Here is an 18,445-nt window from a genome sequence, read left to right as displayed (position 1 = left end):
TCAATATCTGGCAACATTTCAACCCATGCATGCTCAGCAATCACCGGACTGTTCTTACATAACTTTCGGGTTGCGTCCGATGAACCTCGCCCCTAACCTTCGCGGGTCGCTGCAAATTCAGCGAATGGGTGTGGTAGCCCAGTTCTTTCATCGACCCCAAAACGCTCAAGGGCGTTTTTTTGTGCGGGCTGCTTTGTGGCGGCTGTGCATGGGAGTCTTCGGCCTGCCGGGCTTCTATGAACGGTCTACCACCCCGTGTACAGTCGCCTCCTTACTTCGCGTGGTAGCGAAGTTGTTGGTCGATGAGGCGCTGAACCGGGAATGCCCGGTGGCCTGATCAAACACGTAACTCCATCAGACAACGCAATCCCCTGTGGGAGCCGGGCTTGCCCGCGATAGCGGTGTATCAGTCACAGCAACGCCACCTGACACTATGCTATCGCAGGCAAGCCAGCTCCCACACTTGGGCGTCGTCGCCTACCAACTCCCCATCGCCAGACTAAACGGCGAAAACTCCGCGAACTGCCACCGCAACGCCAACGCCGCCGGGCGGCGCACCACCTGTTCCACCGTCACCGTCCACAGCCGTTGCGCCCCCTCGAACAGCGCCACTTCCGGGCCGTCGAGGATCAACGTGGTACGCCCGGCCACTTGCAGCACATCCCCCGATTCAAAGTCGATGAACAACAGCCCGGCCACCGGGTTGGCTTGCAGGTTGCCCAGGGTGGCAAAAAACAGGTTACCGGCAAAGTCGGGGATGGTCAGTACGTTGCCCTCGACCCGCACAAAACCCGTGTTGCCACCTCTATGAGAAACGTCCACCGAGCGTTGAGCGTCCACCTCGACGTAGCTGGCGACGAACAGCGTGTCGGCGTTGCGAATCAGGGTCTGGGCGGCAGCGTCCAGGTCGTTGGAGCGCTCGACCGCCGTGCCGGGTTTACGGGCAATGCCATCGACCGGGCGCAGTTGGATGTACTTGGGGCAATTGCCGAAGGTGTGTACCACGTCGACCGAAAAGCCATCGTGATCGAGTGCACCCACACGGCCGTTCATGCGATTGCGACGCCGGGTGTTGAGGTCGATGCCCAACAGGCCGACAGCTGCCCCCTCTTGCAGGGCGTTGCGGGCCGGGTCGGTCGCGGACGGCAGGCTGTCGATCTGCAGGGTCTGTGGGTCCGGCGAGTGGGCGAAACCGGGGGCGCCTTCGATCATAGTCGCCCAAGGGATGCCACGCTCGTCCACCGCACCCAGTATCAGGTAAGGCAACAAGGGGTAGAAATCCCGGTGCTGTTCCGGCAGGTGATCGCGTATTACCTTCGGCCCGACCACGGCCATGCGGTCGGCCACGCCCACCGCCTCTTGTATGTGCCGTTCGCCGGCATGCCAGGGAGAATGTTCGATCAGGTTCATGGCAAGCACCTCAGGTTGGATGTGTCGATGCTGCGCCCTGCCAGTCGGCGTGAGAATCACCACGCCAGGCAATCCACTATTACGCCAGCTGAAATGCCGGGTGCTCGCGCAGCACCATTACGCAGTGGTCGACAAAGCTGCGCACGCGCATCGGTGCGTTGCGACCTTCGCGGTACACCACCTGCACTGGCAGTGGCGGCAGCTCAAAATCGGGCAATACGCGATGCAGTTGCCCGCTCAGCAGGTGTTCGTGCACCGGATAACTCAAGCAGCGAATCAACCCCGCGCCCTGCACCGCCGCATTGATCGCACCCTGTACCGTGGCGCAGCCCAGGCGGGCGCGGGCCTTGAGTTGATAGCCCTGGAAATCCCAATGCACCTGATCGGCGCTGGCGATCAGCCGGTGCTGCTTGAGATCGTTCGGGTGTTGGGGCTCGCCGTGAGCTGCGAGATAGTCGGGGCTGGCGCAGAGAATATGCCGCACCTGCCCCAGCGGCCGAGCGATCAATGACGAGTCGGGCAGTTCACCGACGAGGATGGCGACGTCGAGCCCTTCTTCGTGCAGGTTCGGGTAATAGTCGTGGTAGCTGACGACCAGGTTCACCTCGGGATAGCGGTCCAAGTAGTCGGCCAGGACCGGCGCCATCACATAACGGCTGAACAGGAACGGTAAAAACACCCGCAGATTGCCCTGGGCCTGCACATGCAGCCCCTTGGCCGAGGCTTCGGCGGTGTCGACCGCAGCGAGCAGGCGCACGCAGTCCGCCAGGTAGGCGCTGCCGGCGTCGGTAAGGCTCACGCCACGCGTGCTGCGCGCCAGCAACGGCACGCGCAAACGCGCCTCCAGGCGGGCGATCGCGCGCACCAGGGTCGGGCCGGAGACCTGTGCGTCACGCGCCGCCGACGCCAGGCTCGGCTGCCCGGCCAGCGCGGCGAACAACTGCATGTCGCGATAGCGTTCCATCAGCTGCGCCGTTTCATCGCCGGGTTCAGGGCAGCGTCCTGGCCCAGGCGATGGGTAAGGAAGTCGACAAAGGTGTTGACCTTGGCCGGCACCCGGCCGCTTTTCTGGAACACCACCTGGATCGGCAGCGGCGGCGCCTCATAGTCTTCAAGGACAATCTCCAGCTCCCCCGCCGCCACCGCTGTGGCGACCTGATAGGACAACACCCGCGTCATGCCCCAGCCCAAGCGCGCCAGGTTGATGGCGGCGTTGTTTGCCGTGACGACCAGGCGCGGCTCGATGGACACGGTCAACGTTTGGCCGCCGTCGACGAACTCCCAGCCACTCACCAACTGGCTGGACGACGACGTGGCAATCTTGGCCTCGCGCAATTGCGACGGATGCCCAGGCCGGCCATGTTGGTCGAGATAGGCTGGCGACGCACACACCACCCGGCGCACTTCGCCGACCTTGATCGCCTGCTGCCCCGGCTCGTGCAGATGGCCGATTCGCACCGCCACATCCACCCCCTCGTCGGTCATGTTGACCACGCGGTCGACGAGCAGGGCGTTGATGTTCACCAACGGGAACCGGTCCAGGTATTCCCCCAGTACCGGCGCCACATACAACTCGCCGAACAGCACCGGTGCCGTAACCGTCAAGTGGCCGCAGGGGATGGAATAACTGCCCGCCGCCGCTTCCTCGGCTTCATCAAGCTCGGCCAGGATGCGCCGACAATCTTCCAGGTAGCGCTGGCCGGCTTCGGTCAAGTGCAGGCTGCGGGTGGTGCGCGCCAGCAGCTGGGTGCCGATACGTTCCTCCATGGCGGCGATGGCCCGCGTCACACTGGGTGGCGAGGTTTTCAGGCGACGCGCGGCGGCGGCGAAGCCCTCCTCCTCGGCCACCGCCAGGAACACCTGCATTTCATGAAATCGGTCCATCGGCACGCCTCTAGAAAGTTATTGCGACTGCAAGCCCACCGCCGTGCGCGGCATGCCCACGAACCCCGGCAACGCCTCGATGCTGGCGAGCCAGGCGCGCACCTGAGGGTAGTCGGCCAGCGACACATTGCCTTCTGGCGCATGGGCGATGTAGGTGTAGAAGGCCACGTCGGCGATGGTCGGCTGCTCACTGGCCAGGAAGCGGCTTTGGCCCAGCTGCGTTTCCATCAATTTCAGCAACGCGTGGGACCGGCTGATTGCGGCGGCGGTGTCCACCTGGGCACCAAACACCAGGGCAAGGCGTGCGGTCGCGGGCCCTGCATGGAGTTGCCCGGCGGCGGCCGAGAGCCAACGCTGCACACGGGCCTGGCCCACCGGGTCGCTCGGCAGCCACTGGCCTTTGCCGTAGGTGTTCGCCAGGTAGACCAGGATCGCATTGGAGTCCGCCAGTACCACACCGTTATCATCGATGGCTGGCACCTGGCCGAAAGGGTTGATGGCAGCAATGAACTCGGGCGCTTTGTGGGCGGCTTGCTTGAGGTCCACCAACACATAGTCCGTGGGCAGGCCCAAAAAAGACAGCATCAGCTCGACCCGATGGGAGTGGCCGGACAACGGGAAACCGTAGAGTTTGATCATGAAAGGCTCCAAAAAAGGGGTTATCGACCCCCCGCATGTTCCACCGCTGCCGCGACCGTTGGAATCACCAGGATTTACAATCCAGCATTTCATCCGGCGAAACAATCACTCACTGGGACACAATCAAAAATCTGGCCATCTGAGCTTGTTCCCTGTGCGAGCTGGCTTGCCTGCGAGAGCGGTATCTCAGGCGAAAAAAAATGCCAGCAGTCCCGCCGCCTTCGCAGCCTCGCCAGGGCTCGACAGCTCCCACAGTTACTCTTCGTCGTGACTCAAATCCCGCCCCCACAGCCGATCCCCTCTGGGAGCTGGCTTGCCTGCGATAACGGTATCTCAGGCGAAAAAAATGCCAGCAATGCCGCCGCCTTCGCAGCCTCGCCAGGGCTCGACAGCTCCCACAGTTGATCTTCGTCGTGGCTCAAATCCCGCCCACACAGCCGATCACCTGTGGGAGCTGGCTTGCCTGCGATAGCGGTATCTCAGGCGAAAAAAATGCCTGCAATTCCGCCGCCTTCGCTGCCTCGCCAGGGCTCGACAGCTCCCACAGTTAATCTTCGTCGTGGCTCAAATCCCGCCCACACAGCCGATCCCCTGTGGGAGCTGGCTTGCCTGCGATAACGGTATCTCAGGCGAAAAAAATGCCAGCAGTCCCGCCGCCTTCGCAGCCTCGCCAGGGCTCGACAGCTCCCACAGTTGATCGTCGTCGTGGCTCAAATCCCGCCCACACAGCCGATCCCTGTGGGAGCTGGCTTGCCTGCGAGAGCGGTATCTCAGGCGAAAAAAATGCCAGCAATGCCGCCGCCTTCGCAGCCTCGCCAGGGCTCGACAGCTCCCACAGTTGACCCTCGTCACGGCTCAAATCCCGCCCACACAGCCGATCCCCTGTGGGAGCTGGCTTGCCTGCGATAACGGTATCTCAGGCGAAAAAAATGCCAGCAGTCCCGCCGCCTTCGCAGCCTCGCCAGGGCTCGACAGCTCCCACAGTTAATCTTCGTCACGGCTCAAATCCCGCCCACACAGCCGATCCCCTGTGGGAGCTGGCTTGCCTGCGATAGCGGTATCTCAGGCGAAAAAAATGCCAGCAATGCCGCCGCCTTCGCAGCCTCGCCGGGGCTCGACAGCTCCCACAGTTGACCCCCGTCGTGGCGCCTCAACGCTCTACGAGGCGATCCCGCAGGAATCGATGGCTACTGGAAAACAACCGCCGATAGGTCAGCAACACCGCCCCTACCGTGCCCAGCGCCGACGACGCGGCAATCAGAAACATGATCACGATCTGATACCGCACCGCATCCTCCGGGCTTTCCCCCGCCAGCACTTGCCCGGTCATCATGCCGGGCAGGCTGACGATGCCCACCACAGTCATTTGGTTCAGCGTCGGGATCATGCCCGCGCGCACCGCCTGGCGGATGGCTTCCTGCGCCGCTTCCCAACGGGAGCCGCCGAGGGCCAGGATCATCTCGATGGTGTTGCGCCCCGAGGTCAGTTCCTGGGTCATGCGCTCGATCCCCAGGGACACGCCGGTCAGGGTGTTGCCGAGGATCATCCCCAGGATCGGAATCGCGTACTGCGGCTCGTACCACGGGTGGATTCGGATCACCGCAAACAAACCCACGGCCGTGACCAGCCATGAACTGCCCCACACCGACAGGATGCTGTCAGCGCGCTGCCCGCGATAAGTCCGTCGCCCACGCCCTGCTGCCGACAGGCCGGCGATCAGGGTCATCGCACACATCAGCGGCAGCACCACGTACCAGTAGGCGAACTCGAACACCCAGCCCAGCAGGTAACCGATGGCCAACAGTTGCACCACGGTGCGCACCGCCGCCCACAGCAACTGGCGGCCCAAACCCAGGCGCAGCAGCAGCGAGAGTGCACCATTGATAAGGATCAGCGACGCGGCGATGCCCATGTCGAGCGCGGTGAGGTTCTGATAATTCATGGCTGGGGCACTCCGCTCAACACACCGGCACTCATCTGCAAATGGATGTCACTCATGCGTCGCGCCTGGTCCAGGTCATGGGAGACCCAGATACAGGCGCGGGACGGATCCCCGGCAAACCAGGCGTCGATCAGCGCTTCCACTTCGCGGGATGAGGTGGGGTCGAGGGCGGCGGTGGGCTCGTCCAGCAGCAGCACTTCGGGGTTGAGTTGCAGGGTGCGGATCAACGAGACCACCTGGGATTCGCCGCCCGACAGGTCGGCGGCGCGCTTGGCCAGAAAGTCCGGTGCCTTGCCGGCATGCCCCAGCAGTGTGGTGACGGTCGCCAGGTCGAAGCGGCGCTTGCGTGAGGTCTTGAGGCTGAAGGGAAAGCGCAGGTTGTCTTCCACCGAGCCTTCGAGCAGCGCCGGGCGTTGCGACAGGTAGCTGATGTGGCAGCGGTAGTGAGGTATCTGTGCGTTGCCGATCGGCTGGTTATTCCACAGGATCTGCCCGGACGTGGGTGCATCCAGCAGCGCCAGTGCACGCAGGAACACACTTTTGCCGGAGCCGGACGCACCGGTGATCGACACGCGGTCGCCTGGTTGCAAAGTGAAATCGGTGGGCTGGAGCAAGGGCACCTGGCGGCGCTCGTCCATGCGCGTGAGGGCGCGGGCTTCGATTAATGCGGTGTCGGTCATGAACTCATTACTCGCTTGAACGGCTTGCAATCAAAAACTTCACTGCCTATATTCCTTGCCTGGCGCTCTCTACGCCACCTTCCGCGGAAAGGGCTGCGCCCAAGACACTGCAACACCCTCATTCTCTACGACTCCCAACCTTAAAGCGGAAAAGGTTTGTGCAAGGAGATCGTATGTCCCGACACGTCAACACCGATGGCCGCCTCAACCTCACGCAGCAGCGCAAGCGCGCCAAGGAATTGCTGCCACACCTGAAAAGCCAAGACCCGAATGCGACCCTGTCCCAGGCGCAATGGGCGATCGCCAAGCAGTTGGGGTTCCGCAGTTGGCCGAGGCTCAAGGCCCATGTCGATGCCATCGACTTCGCCGCCCACCACCCCGACTTCGCCGCCAGCGACGAACCCCGCACCACCCATTGGCGTTGCGGCAATGACATTGCCCACAGCCTGCAGATCGCCGGGTTCAAGGGCGACTTCAAAATGCTCACCGACCCACTGTGCATGGGGCCGGTTCGTGATGTGCCCAGCGAAGCATTCCGCGCCATGCGCAGTACGTTTATCAGCCAGGCTTTCGCCCTGGACAAAACCCAAGCAGCGCGCCGCGTCGCTGATGAATATGACCAGCTCGACGCCTTGGCCAACGCCGATCATAGCGTGCTGTGGTGCGAAGCGGATGCCTACGACCAACTGTTCCTGATTCGTGCACTCGCCAGTCTTGAGCAGGCGCCGCGCAAACTGGAGCTGATCGAGGTGGACCGCGTGCCCGGTGTCGAGCGCTTTATCGGGATCGGCCAATTGGCCCCCGATGTACTGGCCTGGCTCTGGCCGCAGCGACGACGGCTCGGTGACGACGCGGTGCATTTGGCCAAACGCGCCTGGGCGGCGTACTGCTCCCCCTCTCCCGAACGCCTGGCGGAACTGGCCCACGGCACCCATTCGGCATTGCCCTTGCTGGCACCTGCGCTGTTGCGCCAATTGCAGGAATTACCGGGCGTGCGCGATGGCTTGTCGCTCACCGAGCGCCTGTCACTGAGCTACATCGCCGAAGCCGGACCGGTGCCGTTTGGCCGGGTGTTTGCTGAGTTAATGGGCAAGCGCGAACCGCTGCCGTTCCTGGGAGACATGATGTTTCATGCGCTGTTGCGGCCGCTACTCGATGGCGACACCCCTTTACTGACGGCCACCGAGACGCACCTGGAATGGCCGCGCCAGGTGCTGGCCTTGACTGCGCTGGGGCAAACCGTGCTGAAGGGTCACGCCAACTGGCTGGATCACGCCGGCCATGTGCGATGGGTGGGTGGGGTTTGCCTGCGACCTCGCCAACCCCATTGGGCGATTGATGAAAACATCATGCCTTTATGGCGACCGTGATTAAGCTAACGTGCTGCCCATTCAACCCTCACTTGCGAGACTGCCCATGCGCAACCTGATCTTCGCCAGCCTGCTTCTGCTGGCGGGCTGCCAACATACGCCGCCGGCCAACGACCAACTCGACGCCGTGCTCTGGACCCAAACCTCCATCGAGCATGAGTTGATCTACCGTCAGCTCTTCGCCAATGCCACCCGTCAACTCGACGTGGCGTTGGCTGATCCGACCTGGGACGCCCTGCCCTTCCCCCCGCGCGACCTCAAAGGGTTGCCGCCGGCGGTCGTGGTCGATATCGACGAAACCCTGCTGGACAACGTGCCGCTCAACGCCCGCGATGTGGTCAACAACCAGGTTTATTCCTACGATCGCTGGAACACCTGGGTCGACCAGGCCAGGGCCGAGGCTTTGCCCGGTGCGGTTGCCTTCCTGCAAGCGGCGCAGCAAAAAGGTATCAAGGTTTACTACCTCACCAACCGCGAACACAACCAGGTCGCGGCCACCGTGAAGAACTTGCGCCTGCGGGGCTTCCCGGTTGAAAGCGCAGAACAAGTGCTCGCCGCCAGTACCCCCACCGGCCACTGCGAAAGTGCCGGCTACGGCAAGAACTGCCGCCGCCAATGGGTCGCCAGCCATGCCCGTGTATTGCTGATGGCCGGGGACTCCCTGGGGGACTTCGTGCAGGCCGAACACAACACCCTCGCGGATCAACGCAAGGCGGTGCAGCCTTATATGAATTGGCTCGGGCAGCGCTGGTTCTTGCTGCCCAACCCGACGTACGGAAACTGGTACAGCGCGCCGTATGGGGATGATGAGACGTTGCCGTTTGAGCAAAAGCGCCAGCTCAAGCAGCAGGCGTTGCAGTTGCAAGAGTAGCCCGCGCGGCTGAACGGGCCTGGGATGCCGCCGTATACCGATTCACCGGCACCGGCAGCCCCAGGTGCCCGCGCAACGTACTGTGGCTGTACTCACTGCGAAACAAGCCCCGCGCCCGCAATAGCGGCAACACCTGGTCAGTAAACCGCGCAAAATCCTCCGGCGCGCCCACATGGATGTTGAACCCATCCACCGCGCCCTCCACAAACCAGCGCTCAATCTCATCCGCCACGGTCTTGGGCGAGCCGACAAAGCTGGAAAACGGCTTGGCAAAGCGCAACGCCGCCTGACGCAAGGTCAACCCCTGCTCACGGGCGACGTGCTTGATGTTCTCCGCATGCCCGCGATAGCCATTGCTACCCAGGTCGCCCAACTCAGGAAATGGCTCATCCAGCGCGTACTGGCTGAAGTCGTGGTAGTTGAACGGCCGCCCCAATTGCACCAGCGCCTTGTCCAGGTCCAGCTCGCCATTGCGCTCGCGGTCGATGGCCAGGGCCTGCTCGTCGGTGTCGGCAATGATCGGCGAGATACCGGGCAGGATGGTCACGTGATCGGGGTTGCGCCCGGCGGCGGCCGTGCGTTGCTTGATGTCGCGGTAGTACGCCTGGGCGTCTTCGAAATTACCCACGCCGGCAAAAATCCCCTCGGCATAGTTGGCCGCCAGGTTGCGCCCGGATGCGGAAATCCCCGCCTGGAAAATCACCGGTTGGCCCTGGGCCGAACGTGAAATATTCAGCGGCCCGGTGACCGAGAAAAACTCGCCGTGATGGTCGAGACGGTGTTGGCGCTGCGGGTCGAGGAACACCTTGTTTTGCTTGTCGCGCACAAAGGCATCGTCCTCATAGGAATCCCACAGCCCCTGCACCACTTCCAGGTGCTCGGCCGCCCGGCGATAGCGCTCGGTGTGGTCGATGTGCTGTTCACGGCCAAAGTTGCCGGCAGCGCCTTCCAGGCCGGTGGTCACCACGTTCCACCCGGCGCGGCCGCCGCTGATGTGGTCCAGGGACGCAAACTGCCGCGCGACGTTGAAGGGTTCGGTGTAGGACGTGGTCAACGTTGCCACCAGGCCGATTTTCGAGGTGGCACCGGCGATGGCCGAGAGCAGCGTCAACGGCTCCAGGCGGTTAAGGAAGTGGGGCGCGGAGTCCGGTGTGATGTAGGGACTGTCGACGATGAACACCAGGTCGAACTTGGCCGCTTCCGCCTGCCGGGCCTGGGCGCGGTACCAGTCGATATCCACACTCGCATCGCCGGGGATCTGCGGGTGCAGCCATTCGTTTTGTGCAGTGCCGACACCGGTGAGAATGGCGCCGAACTTGAGTTGTCGGGATGAGGCGGGCATCAAGGTATTCCTCCGTGGATGGCAGCGGTGCTGGCCTGTGGAGATCGACCTTAATGCCCGCGAGCGGGGCTTGTGAAAGGCTTTGTAGATCTATGCTAATTATTAAAAATACTGATTTAATTAAAGGAAAAACATCCGCAACTGACATAACCGCGCATAGGCCGTCGAAGCAGCCTTGGACACGGTCACGGCAAAAAAAGGAGAATGGCGGCCTTTCAAACTCAACGCGCTGACATCAGGTTCTTCCCTCGATCCCAATCTGATTCAAGCCACAAGGTCATATGGATATGAAACGGGTACTTATCGCTGGGCTCGGCCTGTTATCGCTGGCCCAGCCCTTACTGTCCTTTGCGGATAACCTCAACGGGAAAACCCTCTTTAACCAACGGTGTGCGATGTGCCACGGCGCCGATATCAAAGGCACAGGCCCCTTGGCCAACAAGAGCAATCCCCCCACCCCCGACCTGACCACCGCTGCGTTCAAAAAACGCCTGAGTGATTATCCAGGCGTTATTGTTTCGTCGATCATCCTTCGCCCCAATGGCGACTTGATCCCGAGGACCTTGCGAGAGAACGGCGTGAAGCTGGCGCCGTTCGCTTGGAGGGTTAACGACTTCCGCGATTTGAACCAATACATGAGCGGTGTGATTGCAAAGAGCCGATGAGCCTCACACTGCTCTTGCAGCGATCGCCTCCACTTCAACCAACGCGCCGGGCAATGGCAACGCCACCACCTGCAGCGCGGTACGTGCCGGTTTGTTCGGCTGCTCCGGCGTGCCAAAAAACTGCGTGTAGCCCGCCTGCAAGCCGGCGAAATCCAGCTTTCCAGCGGTCTCTTCGGCGCCCACCAGGAATACGCGCAACTGCACGATATCCCCAAGGTCCAGGTCCTGCTGGCGCAGGATCTTGCGGATCTTGTTGAACACCGACACCGTCTGGATTTCCGTATTGCCATAGGCCGCCGGCGTCCCCGCCGGGGCATTGGCATCGTGCAGGTCGGGCAAGGTGCCGCTGACGAAGATCAGGCTGGCAGACGCCGGCACTGTCACGGTCTGCGAAATCGGGAAATCGCCGACGCTGGTGCGTTGAATGCTGTCGCTCATGATGACGCTCCTTAGGAGGCGGCCAGTGCCGCGCTGTGTCGTTGTTGGGTTACCCGTTCGGCCAGTTGCCCGACCACATGGCGCGCCGAGTTGGCCGCCGATTCCTGCCAGATGCCCACGCCGCTTTGCACCAGGCCGTCGCCGGCGAAGTACACCCGGCCATGCCCGGCTTCGAGCAAGGCGCTGGCGTCGGCCGGGAAGTGTTCACGTTGCAGCCACGGGCCTTCGCTGTAGGGGATCTGTTCCCAGGACACCGCCAGCGGGTTGCGCAGGTGTTTGGAATAGCCCGGATGCAACAGCTCAACCGCCTCCTTGGAGGTGGCGTACTGCTTGTCGAACGGTTGCGCGCCAAAGACGTCAGCGCCCTCCCCCGTCACGTAACCCGCCACCAGCAAGCCTTCGCGGGTGTTGAGGTCGTTGCTCGGGTACCACAGCAGGCGCGCCGGGTGCTCGATCCACGACAGGCCGCCGTAGGTGCGGTAGTCGGTTTCCCAGAACCGCGGCGACTGCCACGCGACTTTGGTGGCCTGGTCGCTGCGGGTGCTGAGCAGGGCGACCTTGATCGGGTCGCTGAAATCGGTGTCGAGTTGGGCCAGCAGCGGTAGCGGCAATGTCGAGATCAGATAATCGGCACGTACCACCTGCTCGCGGCCGCTGAGTGTGTCGTGATAGGTCACCGCCACGCCGTCTTCCAACTGGCGGATCTGCCGCACCAGGGCACCCAGTTGCACATGGCGCCTGACGCGCTGGTAGAAAGCATCGGTGATGCGGTCCATGCCGCCGACCGGCTGGAACATGGTCGCGGAGAACTCGGGGAATTCGGTGTGCAGCAGCGCGCCCCACAGTTCCGGGTGCAGCAATTGGTCCAGCGCCAACGGACGGCGGCTGGCGGGCAATGCGCCGGGATGGGCAGGCGACTCCAGGTGCCCCGAACGCAGCGTGCCCTCGAAGGCCAATGCTTGGGACAAATCGCCATACACCTGCAGGAACGCCAGCAGCCGTGTGCGTTCTTCAGCGCTCAACACATCATCGAGGGCATCGCGCTGCACGGCTTTGGCCAGCAAGCCGGAGAGGTGTCCGCGCGCATCGTTGATCGCCTGGCCGACGGTGAACGCCGGCTTGCTCACATCCGGCCGCACCTGGGCGCCATGGCTGCTGTTGACCAGCACCTCCAGTGGCACGCCCAACTCGCTGCAATAGTCGAGAATGGTGCGATGCTGGCTGGGAATCCGCGCCGGCCCGGCATTGAAGTAATGCCCGGGGTCGAACGCGGCGGTTTGCGTGCGGCCGTCCTTGTAGTCCACCCGGTCGCCGTTGCGGATTGTCCAGGTACGGCCGCCCGCCCGTTCACGGGCTTCCAGCACTTGCACGTCGAACCCGGCGCGGGTCAGCTCCAGCGCAGTGACCAACCCCGCGATCCCGGCCCCCAGGACCAGCACGCGAGTGCCCTGCCCCAGGCCGCTCTTGAGTTTCAGCGGTTGCGGGCGCCGGTGTGACGACGGCCCCAGGCCCAATGCCGCCAGCGCATCCTTGACTGCCTGCTCGCCGCCCACCGCAGCGATGCTCGACAGCGCTTCACGTCGTGTCAGTCCCATGTTCGATGCTCCTTAATCCGGTAGGCCCGGTGGGTTGATCAACGACTGGTCGACGCGCTCGATATCCAGGCCCCAGCGTTGCAGCACCTGTTCGTACTGGCCGCCGGCAATCGCGCCTTCCAGGGCGGTGTGGATCGGCTTGACCAGGCCATTGTCCTTGCGCGTGGTCACCGCGATGTCGGCTTTTAAAGGCCAGCCCCCATTCACCGTGCCGACACGCTTGATACCACCGGTGATTGCCGCCGAATAGGCGTACACCGAGTTGGGCCCGAACAGGGCGTCGCTGCGCCCGGATTGCACGGCCAACTGGGCGGCCGCCTGGTCGTCGAAGTACTGCAACAGCGCGGGCTTGAGGCCGGCTTTTTCGTTGGCGTCATTCCAGGCCAGCAGGACTTTTTCCTGGTTGGTGCCGGAGCCGACGATGATCTTCAGCCCGGCGATGTCCGCCGCCTCCTTGATCGCGCTGATCTTGCTGGTGCTCTTCACGTAGAAGCCGAGCACATCCTGGCGATAGGTGGCGAAGTCAAAGCGCTTCTTGCGCGCCTCGGTCACGGTGACGTTGCTGATCACCGCGTCGTACTTGCCCGAACTGACGCCCAGGGGCCAGTCCTCCCAACTGGTCTGCACCACGTTGAGTTGCAAGCCCAAACTATCAGCAACAAGCTGCGCCGTGTCGGCCTCGCTGCCGATGGTGGTCTTGTCGTCGTTGGCCAGCAGCGCCAGGGGTGGCCCGGCCACGCCGGACACGGCCACGGTGAATTTCCCCGGCTGGGCGAACTTGAAGCCTGGCGGGATCTGCGCGATGGCCGCCTCGTTGCGCGGTACATGGATGCGCACGCGGTCGGGGCTGAGGTCGACCTGTTGCACGGCAAACGCGGTTTGCGCGGTGCTGACGGCAAGCGCCAGCAAGGCCGCGCGGGTAGTCGCGATAAACATGGGCAGTCACTCCTTGAACTAAAGCACCTTGCCGAGAAAGGCTTTGGCGCGGGGATGTCGGGGTTGGCGAAAAATCTGCTCGGGCGGGCCTTCTTCGATCAACTGACCGTCGCAGAGGAACACCACGTGGTCGGCCACCTCACGGGCAAAGCCGATCTCATGGGTGACGATCACCAGGGTCACGCCCAGTTGGGTCAGGCCCTTGATCACGTCGAGCACTTCGCCCACCAGCTCCGGGTCTAGGGCCGAGGTGGGCTCATCGAAGAGCAGCACTTTGGGGTCCAGCGCCAGGGCGCGCGCGATGGCGACGCGCTGTTGCTGGCCGCCGGAGAGCTGGCGCGGGTAGGCATCGACCTTGTCCGCCAGGCCGACCTTGGCCAGCAGCTCGGCCGCCTTGGCTTGGGCGTCAGCCTTGCTCCAGCGTTTATGGGCCAGGGGTGCTTCGGCGACGTTTTCCCAGGCAGTCAGGTGCGGGAACAGGTTGAAGTTCTGGAACACAAAGCCCACGTCGATACGGCGCTTGAGAATCTCGCGCTCTTTCAGTTCGTAGAGCAGGTCGCCCTTGCGGCGGTAGCCGACGTATTCACCGTCGATGGTGATATGCCCGCTGTCGATTTTCTCCAGGTGATTGATGGTGCGCAGCAAGGTGGACTTGCCCGAGCCGGAAGGCCCGAGGATCACCGTGACCTTGCCCGGATCGATCGTCAGATCAATGTCCTTGAGCACCTGCTGGTTGCCAAAGCGCTTGCCCACGCCCTGGATCTGAATGCGCCCGGCGCGTGCTTCAGCCATGGGTTTTCTCCTTCAACCAACCGCGTAGGCGTTGCAACGGCGTGGGCGGCAGCACCCGCGCGGCGCCACGCGCAAAGTGGCGTTCGACGTAATACTGCGCGCTGGTGAGCACAGTGGTGATGATCAGGTACCAGACCGTGGCGACGATCAGCAGCGGGATCACCGCCTGGGTGCGGTTGTAGATGACCTGCACGGTGTAGAACAGCTCGGGCAGGGCCAGCACGTAGACGATGGACGTACCCTTGACCAGGCCGATGATTTCGTTGAACCCCGACGGCAGGATCGAACGCAGCGCTTGCGGCAGGATGATCCGAAAGATGCGTCGCGAGGCCGGCAGACCGAGGGCCGCCGCCGCTTCATGCTGGCCGGCGTCGACACCGATCAGGCCGCCGCGAATGATCTCCGCCGCGTACGCCGCCTGCATCAGGCTCAAGCCCAGCACGGCCACGGTGAACTGGCTGAGCACATCCACGGTGGACCACTCGGCAAACACCACTGCGGTGAATGGCACGCCGAGCACAATGTGGTCATACAGGTAGGCAAAGTTGTAGAGGATGATCAACACCAGCAACGCCGGCATCGAGCGGAAAAACCAGATATAGCCCCAGGCCAACGCCGCCAGCAGCGGCGAGCCCGACAGCCGCGCCAACGCCAGTGCGGTGCCAAGGATGATGCTGAACACCGTGCTCAGCAGGGTCAGCAACAGCGTCTGTCCCAGGCCGCGCAACACCGATGGCGAGAAAAACCACTGGCCGAATACCCCCCACTCCCAGCGCGGGTTGGTGGCCAGGGAATGCACGATGCCAAGCAGCACCAGCGCCGCGAAAATCGACCCGGCCCAGCGCCAGGGATGCCGCGCGGGCACCACCTGCAGGGCCTTGATCGGCGTGGAGACACGGGCCTGGCGCACCGGGGCGGGCTGTTCAATCAGGTCATAGGATTTGGCGACAATGGGCATGGTGTATTCCTCGGCCTCAGAAGGCATAGGTCAAGCGGGTGTAGTAGTACCCGCCGGTAAAACCGTAGGGCGAATAGACGCCGTAGCTGCTGACCATGGTGCTGCTCGGTACCCCTTGTTTCTTGGGGTAAATGTCGAACAGGTTCTTGGCGCCGACGGCGATGTTCAGGTCTTTGGTGAGGTTGTAGCCAAGGTCGAGATCGGTGATCCACTTGGCGCTGTAAATGCGGTCCAGGTCGCGATTGGCCGATGAGTTCACCTCCTTGTAGGAGCCGTAGCGCGTCAGGGCCAGGTTGAGGTTGAAGCGATCGATGCTCCAGTCGCCGCCCAGGATCAGCTTGGTGTTGGGCTGCACGCCGGTGATCAGGTTGCGCGCCTCGCGGTTCATCAGCTCGTAGGAGGTGCCGAGGATGTTGGTCGACTCCTTGTAATTGAGGATTTTGGTCTGGTTCCAGTTGAACGCGGCGGTCCACTTCAGCGAGCCGTACTGGCCGAGGTCCTGGCTGTAGTTGCTGACCAGGTCGAGGCCCTTGGTGCGGGTGTCGGCGCCATTGATGAAGTACTGGCCGCCGGAGGTGGAGTTGATGCCGTTGTTCTGCAATACCTGGGTGATCTCGGGACCGAGCAAGGTGCCCGTGAGGGTGATGCGGTCGCGCAGGTTGATCACGTAGGCGTCGGCGGTGAAGCTCAGGCGGTCGGTGGGCGTGAGGGTGAAGCCGAGGCTGAAGTTGGTCGAGCGCTCCGGCTTCAACTCCTGGGCGCCGAGGGCCTGGGCGGCAGCTGAGCCCACCGGCAACACGCCGTAGTTGATCGACTGGTACACGCCGTCCACCACGCCATAGGTGGTGGAGCGTGCGCTGAACAGGCTGTTGGCCAGGGACGGCGCTCGGAAACCGTTGCTGACAGTGGCGCGCACGGCGAACTGCGGGGTGAAGTCATAGCGGGTGGTCAGCTTGCCGCTGCGCGTGGCGCCGACGCCCTGGTTGTAGTGCTCGTAGCGAAACGCCGTGCCGACGTACCAGTCCGGCACCGGGTTGAAGCCCACATCGACATAACTGGCCAAGCTGTTGCGCGACGCGCTGCTTTCTTCATCCGGCGAAATGCCGTTGGTGACCTGCGCGCCCGACGACGCGCAATTCCCCGGTGCCACGCAGTAGCCGCCGTTAGCATAGGACTCATAGTCACCGGCCTGCACCTCATAAGTGTCGCGCCGATGCTCGAAGCCGACGCTCAGGTCCAAGGGTTTTTGCAGGCCGATATCGAAGCCGCGCTTGAAATCGAGGTTGGTGGTCAGTTCGGTGGAAATCCACGTACCGGAAGTAAAGTGATTCGGCGTAGCCTCGCCCAACGACGGGTTCTGGTTATGGGTGGTGCCCTGCTCCGCGTCGTTGCGCCCGTAGGTGGTGGAGAGGTCCCAATCCCACTCGCCAACGGTGCCCTTGCCACCGAATGCGGCCTGGAAATCGTCCTCGTCGATAAACCACGTAGGCGTGTAGCCGCCTGGGTAACCGTTCGGGCCGGTGGTGATGGTGTTGGTGATGGTCGGCAGGCGGAAGTTCTGCCCCTGCTCGGCCTTGCGATGTGAGTAGGTGGTGAAGGAGTACAGGCTGAAGCTGTCATCGATCGGCAGCTCGGCGTTGTAGCCCAGGGTCAGCAGGTTGGTCTTGGGTGTGCCGTAGCCACCATAAGTCGACCGTCCGGCTTGCTCGTAGGCTTGCGCGTAGGTGTAGCCATTGGCGCTGGCCTTGTTGTCGTCATTCTGGCTGCGGGCGTCCAGGGCCAGTTGGACAATGCCGCCGTTGCCGATCTCGAAACCCTTGTTGAGGCTTTGCTGCACGGTCTGTTTCTTGCCGTCGTAACCCTGGCCGACATTGGTCACCGAGGTGCCGCTGGTGTCGGCCTTGAGGATCACGTTGATCACCCCGGCGATGGCGTCGGAACCGTATTGGGCGGCGGCGCCGTCGCGCAGGACTTCCACGTGGTCGATGGCACTGATGGGGATCAGGTCAAGGTCGGCCGGGGCTGCGCCGGTGTTGATGCCGTTGATGTTTAGGGTGGCAGCGGTATGACGGCGCTTGCCGTTGACCAGCACTAGCACTTCGGCGGCGCTCAGGCCGCGCAGGTTGGGGGCCCGGGCGATGCCGCTGGCGTCCCAACCGGTTTTTTCCGGCAGGGTCAGGGACGGGATAACGGCGCTCAGGGCTTCCATGAGGCCGGGCTTGCCGGTGTTCTGTAATTGCTTGGCGCTGACCACGTCGATCGGCACCGGGCTGCTGGTGACCGTGCGCTGCTCGGCGCCGCGGTTGCCGGTGACCACTACGGTGGACAGGGTGCTGTCGTCCTGGGCTTGGGCGGTGTTGGCCAGGATGGCCAGTGCCAGGGTGGCGGTTGGGTGTAAGGCTCGCTTCATATGCATTCCTGCGTTTCCAAATCGCGAAGTCGGGCAGTCACGCGGGTGGGCGCGGTGCTCGGGTTTTTTCTGGGGTGTCAGGGCGATTTGGGGCTAGGTGTGGAGCGAGGTTTGAATTGGCAACATACGTTGAACTCCCTTCCAACGATTCTGCTGCGGGGTGGCAGCGCAGAATCCGAATCTAGATTGGTACCATCCGAGGTCAGGGGTAGGCTGTTGAGTTCAAACATAACGGAATGGATTTTAAAAATATAATGCTATTTGGGTATAAGCTAATATTCTTGGATTTCATTATTTGATTGATGCTTTATTCTTATTGGTAATGTTTTTTTGCGATTGGTCATGAGTACATATCCGTTGCTGCGGTAACGGCCACTTAGGGTTCCGCTCTTACAGCGGCTCACTTTTGGAAAGGCCCAAAAGTAAGCAAAAGGCCTTCGCCCCAACACTCGGTACCTCGCCTAGGCTCGGTATGCCCGTAATCCGACAGTGATTTGGGGGGCCGCCGCCACG

Annotated in this window: 16 protein-coding genes; 3 read left to right on the top strand and 13 right to left on the bottom strand. The window is 62.7% G+C overall.

Annotation, left to right across the window (positions count from 1 at the left end; translation table 11 throughout):
* Positions 1-477: 477 nt before the first annotated feature.
* The 6 genes from CWC48_RS21025 to CWC48_RS21000 all read right to left on the bottom strand — a co-directional run bounded on the left by CWC48_RS21025 (position 478) and on the right by CWC48_RS21000 (position 6,555).
* A complete protein-coding gene (locus CWC48_RS21025) occupies positions 478-1,410 on the bottom strand; it encodes a pyridoxamine 5'-phosphate oxidase family protein (RefSeq protein ID WP_100490224.1) in 933 nt (310 codons plus the stop codon).
* A 79-nt stretch (positions 1,411-1,489) separates the two neighbouring features.
* Complete coding sequence (locus CWC48_RS21020; protein ID WP_100490223.1) at positions 1,490-2,374, bottom strand: LysR substrate-binding domain-containing protein; 885 nt, start codon at positions 2,372-2,374, stop codon at positions 1,490-1,492.
* Positions 2,374-3,294: a LysR family transcriptional regulator gene (locus CWC48_RS21015; RefSeq protein ID WP_100490222.1), complete on the bottom strand. Its 921-nt coding sequence runs from the start codon at positions 3,292-3,294 to the stop codon at positions 2,374-2,376. The genes CWC48_RS21020 and CWC48_RS21015 overlap by 1 nt, the downstream gene beginning before the upstream one ends.
* An 18-nt stretch (positions 3,295-3,312) precedes the next feature.
* Entirely contained in the window at positions 3,313-3,933 is a 621-nt protein-coding gene (locus tag CWC48_RS21010; RefSeq protein WP_100490221.1) for a glutathione S-transferase family protein, read from the bottom strand.
* A gap of 1,150 nt (positions 3,934-5,083) precedes the next feature.
* Positions 5,084-5,875 carry an iron export ABC transporter permease subunit FetB gene (gene fetB / locus CWC48_RS21005; protein WP_099492996.1) on the bottom strand — a complete coding sequence of 264 codons (792 nt, stop codon included), beginning with the start codon at positions 5,873-5,875 and terminating at the stop codon, positions 5,084-5,086.
* Positions 5,872-6,555: an ATP-binding cassette domain-containing protein gene (locus CWC48_RS21000; protein ID WP_100490220.1), complete on the bottom strand. Its 684-nt coding sequence runs from the start codon at positions 6,553-6,555 to the stop codon at positions 5,872-5,874. The genes fetB and CWC48_RS21000 overlap by 4 nt, the downstream gene beginning before the upstream one ends.
* Before the next feature lie 173 nt (positions 6,556-6,728).
* Between CWC48_RS21000 and CWC48_RS20995 the strand changes: the two genes are divergently transcribed.
* Positions 6,729-7,925, top strand: a complete 1,197-nt coding sequence (locus CWC48_RS20995) for a DUF1835 domain-containing protein (RefSeq protein WP_099492998.1) — start codon at positions 6,729-6,731, stop codon at positions 7,923-7,925.
* A 46-nt stretch (positions 7,926-7,971) separates the two neighbouring features.
* On the top strand, positions 7,972-8,796 hold the full coding sequence (locus CWC48_RS20990; protein WP_099492999.1) for a 5'-nucleotidase, lipoprotein e(P4) family: 825 nt from the start codon (positions 7,972-7,974) through the stop codon (positions 8,794-8,796).
* Here the strand turns inward: CWC48_RS20990 and CWC48_RS20985 are convergent.
* Positions 8,765-10,138, bottom strand: a complete 1,374-nt coding sequence (locus CWC48_RS20985) for an LLM class flavin-dependent oxidoreductase (protein WP_100490219.1) — start codon at positions 10,136-10,138, stop codon at positions 8,765-8,767. The genes CWC48_RS20990 and CWC48_RS20985 overlap by 32 nt on opposite strands.
* 287 nt (positions 10,139-10,425) lie before the next feature.
* Between CWC48_RS20985 and CWC48_RS20980 the strand changes: the two genes are divergently transcribed.
* Entirely contained in the window at positions 10,426-10,803 is a 378-nt protein-coding gene (locus CWC48_RS20980) for a cytochrome c (RefSeq protein ID WP_100490218.1), read from the top strand.
* A gap of 3 nt (positions 10,804-10,806) precedes the next feature.
* On the opposite strand, the gene CWC48_RS20975 is transcribed toward CWC48_RS20980, so the two are convergent.
* From CWC48_RS20975 to CWC48_RS20950, 6 genes are read right to left on the bottom strand one after another with little or no spacing between them, the layout of a single operon-like run.
* Entirely contained in the window at positions 10,807-11,241 is a 435-nt protein-coding gene (locus CWC48_RS20975) for a RidA family protein (RefSeq protein WP_100490217.1), read from the bottom strand.
* Between the two features lie 11 nt (positions 11,242-11,252).
* On the bottom strand, positions 11,253-12,836 hold the full coding sequence (locus CWC48_RS20970; protein ID WP_099493002.1) for an FAD-dependent oxidoreductase: 1,584 nt from the start codon (positions 12,834-12,836) through the stop codon (positions 11,253-11,255).
* A gap of 12 nt (positions 12,837-12,848) precedes the next feature.
* Positions 12,849-13,772, bottom strand: coding sequence for an ABC transporter substrate-binding protein (locus CWC48_RS20965; RefSeq protein WP_078049365.1), 924 nt, complete (start codon positions 13,770-13,772; stop codon positions 12,849-12,851).
* Between the two features lie 18 nt (positions 13,773-13,790).
* Positions 13,791-14,564, bottom strand: a complete 774-nt coding sequence (locus CWC48_RS20960; RefSeq protein ID WP_100490216.1) for an amino acid ABC transporter ATP-binding protein — start codon at positions 14,562-14,564, stop codon at positions 13,791-13,793.
* Entirely contained in the window at positions 14,557-15,522 is a 966-nt protein-coding gene (locus tag CWC48_RS20955; protein ID WP_100490215.1) for an amino acid ABC transporter permease, read from the bottom strand. Before CWC48_RS20955 ends, CWC48_RS20960 begins: the two co-directional genes overlap by 8 nt.
* A 16-nt stretch (positions 15,523-15,538) precedes the next feature.
* A complete protein-coding gene (locus tag CWC48_RS20950; RefSeq protein ID WP_100490214.1) occupies positions 15,539-17,932 on the bottom strand; it encodes a TonB-dependent siderophore receptor in 2,394 nt (797 codons plus the stop codon).
* Positions 17,933-18,445: the final 513 nt, after the last annotated feature.

It is taken from the genome of Pseudomonas sp. S10E 269, assembly GCF_002798465.1.
Taxonomy (GTDB): Bacteria; Pseudomonadota; Gammaproteobacteria; order Pseudomonadales; family Pseudomonadaceae; genus Aquipseudomonas; species Aquipseudomonas pergaminensis.
The sequence above is the reverse complement of the archived record's forward strand: the minus strand, read 5'-3'. Positions and strand labels throughout refer to the sequence as shown.